Source organism: Nocardiopsis salina YIM 90010 (genome assembly GCF_000341025.1).
Classification (GTDB): Bacteria; Actinomycetota; Actinomycetes; order Streptosporangiales; family Streptosporangiaceae; genus Nocardiopsis; species Nocardiopsis salina.
In genome coordinates, this window is the sequence record NZ_ANBF01000245.1 from 1 (window position 1) to 5,404 (window position 5,404).

A 5,404-nucleotide genomic window follows, 5' to 3' on the forward strand; every position below is an offset into this window, starting at 1 on the left:
TGTTGCCATGGGTTCCCTTCGCTCACGTGTACAAGGTGATGCCGGTGATTCGGAGCGGGAGGGACAACGGATTGCTCCTCATTCGAGATTCTTCTTCGGAGCCTTTCGGGGGACCCGGTTCGCGCCCTCGCCTGGACAGCAGGGCGCTCGCCCACCACCCTGGGGTCCATGCGAATCCTGCGCCGTCTGAGGCGGATCGACGAGCGCGCACATCGGCGCGCCACCTCAGTGGGACTACCGTCCCTGGACCCCTACACCCCCACGTTCGTGCAGGCCACGGACAACATGGCGCCGTGGTTCCTGGTCGCCGGAACCCTCGCGGTAACGGGCAGCCCTCGTCTGCGGCGCACCGCGGTACGGGCGATAGCGGCGGCGGGTCTGGCCAACGCGGCCTCCTCGGCTCTCAAACAGGTCGTGCGGCGGCCGCGTCCGCACCCCTCGGCGGTGCCCGCTGCGCGTTTCCCGTACCGCGACTACACCAGCAGTTCCTTCCCCTCCGGCCACACCGCGGCAGCCGTGGGGTTCGCGACCGGCATCGGCGCGGACGCCCCGCGCCCGCTCACCGCGCTGGTGGGCCTGTTGGCTGCGGTGGTGGCGGCCTCGCGTGTGCACAGCGGGGTGCACTACCCCGGCGACGTGCTGGGCGGCGTCGCCGTCGGTGTGGGCGCTGCTGCGGCGGCGCGTATGGTGCTCCCGCCCCGCCCCGAGCTGCTGTTCGGCGCGCGGGCGGTGGCGTCGCCGGACCGCGGCACCGACCCCGAGGGTGCGAACGTGACCGTGGTGCTGAATCCGCGTGCGGCAGACGGTGGGATGCCCACCCCGCACGTGGCCGACACCACGACCCGGATCGCGCGTGCCATGCCCAGGGCCCGGGTCGTGACGACCTCGGCCGACGACGACGTGGAGGCGGTGATGGACGAGGCCGCCCGGGGCGCGGAGGTACTGGCGGTGGCCGGCGGCGACGGCACGGTCAACACGGGGGCGCGGGCCGCCCTGGAGCACGGGCGCCCGCTGCTGGTTCTGCCCGACGGCACCCTCAACAACTTCGCGCGCACGTTGGGGCTGGACTCGGTGGACACCGCGTTGGAGGCCTACCGGGACGGGCGCACGGCTCGGGTGGACGTCGGTGAGGTCGACGGGCGGATCTTCCTGAACACGTCCTCGTTCGGTTCGTATCCGCGCATGGTCGAGCGCCGGGACCGGTGGGCGGAGCGCATCGGCAAGTGGCCGGCGTTCGCGTCGGCGCTGTTGGCGGACCTGGTGTCGGTGGATCCGACCCCGGCCGTGGTGGACGGGCGCCCCACGCGCGTGTGGTGGGCGTTCGTCGGCAACTGCCGGTACCGCACGCACGCGCGGGTGCCCGCGCTGCGCGAGAACCTCGCCGACGGACGCCTGGACGTTCGGGTGCTGGAGGCGCGTTCACCCTTCCCCCGGCTGCGGGCGCTGGCCGACGTGCTGCTGGGCCACCGGGCACGCGGTGGCGGGTACACCGAACGCCTGGCCCCGCACCTGTCGTTGACGATCGCGGCACGCCCGCGGTTGCTCGCAGTGGACGGAGAGGTGGTCGAGGGCTCGTCCAAGGTGCACTTCACAAAGCGTCCAGCAGCGCTGCGGGTGTTCGTTCCGGCCGTGTCCTCCCCCTGACCCCGACCCGGGTGGCCGCGGCCCCGCGGACGCGCCACGGCCACCCGCCGACCCGTTGGGCGCCGAATCTTCGCCCGGTGAAATCCCTGCCAATATGCGACAAGTCCCCCCAATGCTCCCGAGCTCCACAAAACGGACTGTTCTCGTGGTCTTCACACGCCATGTCCGTGAACGACGAAGGGGGCACGCATGGCAGAGGCGACGGAGCGGGGGGCGGGGGTGCGCCGTCCCCGCAGCAACTGGGTCCCGTTGGGGGCGGCCACCGGGGTCGTCGTCCTCCTGGGGGCCGGGTGGCCGCTGCTGAACGCGGTCACCCCGAGCACCCAGGCACTGGCATCCGACGACACGGTGGACCTTGGCTCGGGTGGCGACTACGCGGCCTCCCTGGACCTGCCCCAGGACGGCTGGAACGTGGACACCACGCGGACCATGGCCGACCAGCAGCACGTGTTCACGCGGGGCCCTGTCGAACTCGACCTGGTCTCGATCCAGCCCCCGCAAGGGGTGGAGGCCACCCCCGAGGACCTGTGGTCGGGGATGGGGACCACCAGCCGGGTCGACGACGGGGCCGCCGAGCTCAGCGATCCCGAGACCGCCACGACACAGGACGGGACCCGCGGCCTGGTCGGTGACCTGCACACCCAGGACCGAACCGAACGCGCCGCGGTCTTCCCCTCCCCCGACGGCGGCTTCGCGGTGGAGATGACCCTGGGCGGTGAGCACGCCACGGAGGCCGACCTCGCCGCCGTGGAGGACGTCGTCGGAGCCGTCTCCTTCGAACACCAGGGGGAGTCCTCATGAGCCACGCACAGCACGACCCCCGCAAGCACACTCCCGGCCAGGGGCAACCCGGTTCCGAGGAGGGGCAGGTGCCTCTCCAGCGCGGCCCCGGACACGAGGACGTGGCCCCCGAACGCCGGACAGGCGAGACCGAACCGACCGACCGGGAACCGGTCGCCGGCGACGCACCCGGCCCGGTCCACATCGGGCACGGCGACCACGAACCCGGCCAACGTCGGCCCGCCCTTGCTGCGATGGTGGTCCTGGGCGCGGCCTGCGTGGTCGGGCTGGCGCTGCTGTCGATGAACATGTTCGGGGCCGTGCGTGCCTACGCCGCACCGGCCCTGCTGGCGTTCGCCCTGTGCGCACTCACCTACGCGGTCGGATTCTGGATCTTCCGGAGGATCCGGCCCGTGCGGCCGCCCCGAGTGACGGTGGCGGTCCTGGCCACCGTCTGGGGCATCCTCGCCGCGACCGGTGTGGCCGCCTTCGCCAACACCGCGATGGGCGGCCTGTGGGGGCAGGTCCTGGGGTACGAAACCGCCGGGGCCTGGAGCGCGGCCCTGACCGCGCCGCTCAACGAGGAGCTGCTCAAGCTGGCCGGCGTGGTCGTGCTCGCCGTCGCGTTCCCGCACGCGGTGCGCGGCCCGATCGACGGTTTCGTCTTCGGGGCGCTCGTGGGGCTGGGCTTCGAGGTGACGGAGAACTTCCTGTACGCGCTCAACTCGATCAGCCTCTCCGGTGCACTGGCCCCGGCCACCTCGGTGACCGACTCCACCGTGGTCCGCGTGGTCCTGACCGGGCTCGGCAGCCACTGGGCGATGACCGCGGTCTCCGGTACGGCCGTCGGGCTGTTGGCGGCGGTGTCCTGGCGGCCCGGCACACGGCGGGCGCTGGCGGCCCTGGGGTTGGTGCTGCTGGCGATGCTGGGGCACTTCTTCTTCGACTCGCCACTTCTTGGCGAGGGTCTGCTCGGTGTGGCCGTGAAGGTGGCGTTCGTGTTCCTGAGCGCGATGGCCGTCTACTTCACGGTCCGCCACACCTTCCGGAGCCGGGTCAAGAGGTCGCTGGCCGAGCAGGGCAAACAGCTGGGGATGCGGCGTTCGGACGCCAAGGCCCTGGCCTCCCGGCACGGCCGGCGCAAGGCCCTGGCGCACGTGGCACGGCCCGAGCGGCCCGATGTGCGCAGGCGCCAGGAACGGATGGTGGAGGAGGCCGAGGACCGGGCCGCACGGTACGCCGTGGACTGACCTCCGCCATCACCCGACGGCCGTCGCCTCCCCGTGGGCGGCGGCCGTCCCATGTGCGCGGTGGCGGACCCGGCTTACGAGCTCAACCAGATCCGCAGTCCACATAGTCTTCGATGCTGGCTTCATATTCCGCCACATCGCTATAAGAGCGTGTTTGAGAAGTGGTAACAGTCCGGGCACTTCGCCCACACCGCTGCCGTCAGACCGCGAACATGACCCCCATGCCACGACGCCCGACCTACCCCTCGGACCTGACCGATGACCAGTGGGCCCTGATCGAGCCCCTGCTCCCACCGGCCAACACCGGCGGCCGACCCGAGAAACACCCCCGCCGCGACGTGGTCGACGCGATCGGCTACGTGGTGCGCACGGGCTGCTCCTGGCGCCACCTACCCGTGGACTTCCCGCCCTGGCAAACCGTGTACTGGTACTTCTCCCGATGGGAGAAGGACAGAGTCACCGAGCAAGTCATGGCCGCCTTGCGCCGCCGGGTGCGCACAGCGCAAGGACGTGAGGGCGAGCCCTCGGCCGGCATCATCGATTCCCAGAGCACCAGGGGCGCCGACACCGTCGGCCAACCCACCCGGGGCTTGACCCCAGATTCTGGACACGCTGAACCCGACATGAGTCGGGAGGAAGCGAGAATCTAGGTATGGCCCGTAAGAACTACTCCGAGGACTTCCGCCGACAAGCCATCGACCTGTACCTGAACACCCCGGGCGCCACCTTCAAAGCGATCGCAGCGGACCTGGCCATTGGCACCCGGGGAACCCTGCAGAACTGGGTCTACGCCCAGCACCCCGCGCAACACCCCACCCCAGCACCCGCCACGCACGCCACAGGCACATCGCCCAAGGGCGAGAGCGCCGCGGCCAGAATCGCCCGCCTGGAGACTGCCTTGGCAGCTGAGCAGGACGAACGCCGCAACCTCGAGACCCAACGCGACATCCTGCGCCAGGCGGCCAAGTATTTCGCGGGGGAGACGAACTGGTGAACCGCTTCCAGTTCGTCGCCGACCACCGACACACCTTCGAGGTGAAGCGGTTGTGCGAGGTCATCGGCCTGGCCCGGTCCTCCTACTACGCCTGGCTCCGGTCCGCACCCCAGCGTGCGGCACGCCAGAGCGCAGACCTGGCCCTGGCCGAACGCATCCACGCCCTGCAGGACCCCGCCCGGGGCGGTGATGCCGCCTACGGGGTGCCCAGGATCACCGCAGACCTCAATGACGGAGCATCCGGGGATGCACGGATCACCCACAAGAAGGTCGCCCGCGTGATGCGCGAGCACGGCCTGGCCGGGATCCGACTTCGCCGGCGGGTGCGCACCACCGACGCCGACCAGGGGGCTCGCAAACATCCCGACCTGCTCAGACGCGACTTCAGTGCGCACAGCGTGGGCACCAAGTATGTCGGCGACATCACCTACCTGCCCCTGGCCGACGGAAGGAGTCTCTACCTGGCCACGGTCATCGATCTGTGCTCGCGCAAGCTCGCCGGGTGGGCACTGGCCGACCATATGCGCACCGGCCTGGTGGCCCACGCCCTCAAAGCAGCCGCCCGTGAGCGCGGGGGTCTGCAGGGCTGTTTCAAAGTCGGGGTTGTGAGACATCAGCACTAATCACGGACCTGTAGCGATCCGCTCGAACCCCCACCAACAAGCAACGGAGCCCGCTAGAAAACCAGAGACTCTCACATCTCCGGTTCCAAGGGACTCCGTTGCACCCTCAGTCT

Annotated in this window: 6 protein-coding genes; all 6 read left to right on the plus strand. The window is 70.6% G+C overall.

Annotated elements, in window-relative coordinates; genetic code table 11:
* Positions 1-168: 168 nt before the first annotated feature.
* Positions 169-1,644 (plus strand): bifunctional phosphatase PAP2/diacylglycerol kinase family protein, encoded by a 1,476-nt coding sequence (locus D474_RS0126555; RefSeq protein WP_026118826.1) that lies wholly within the window; start codon positions 169-171, stop codon positions 1,642-1,644.
* A gap of 189 nt (positions 1,645-1,833) precedes the next feature.
* The gene (locus D474_RS0126560; RefSeq protein ID WP_017616511.1) at positions 1,834-2,445 is read left to right on the plus strand and encodes a hypothetical protein; all 612 of its coding nucleotides are present in this window, start codon (positions 1,834-1,836) and stop codon (positions 2,443-2,445) included.
* Positions 2,442-3,674, plus strand: coding sequence for a PrsW family intramembrane metalloprotease (locus tag D474_RS0126565; protein WP_017616512.1), 1,233 nt, complete (start codon positions 2,442-2,444; stop codon positions 3,672-3,674). The genes D474_RS0126560 and D474_RS0126565 overlap by 4 nt, the downstream gene beginning before the upstream one ends.
* 221 nt (positions 3,675-3,895) lie before the next feature.
* Positions 3,896-4,324, plus strand: coding sequence for an IS5 family transposase (locus D474_RS30220; RefSeq protein ID WP_017616513.1), 429 nt, complete (start codon positions 3,896-3,898; stop codon positions 4,322-4,324).
* 2 nt (positions 4,325-4,326) lie between these two features.
* On the plus strand, positions 4,327-4,668 hold the full coding sequence (locus D474_RS0126575) for a transposase (RefSeq protein ID WP_017616514.1): 342 nt from the start codon (positions 4,327-4,329) through the stop codon (positions 4,666-4,668).
* Positions 4,665-5,291: an IS3 family transposase gene (locus tag D474_RS0126580; RefSeq protein ID WP_017616515.1), complete on the plus strand. Its 627-nt coding sequence runs from the start codon at positions 4,665-4,667 to the stop codon at positions 5,289-5,291. Before D474_RS0126575 ends, D474_RS0126580 begins: the two co-directional genes overlap by 4 nt.
* Positions 5,292-5,404 lie beyond the last annotated feature (113 nt).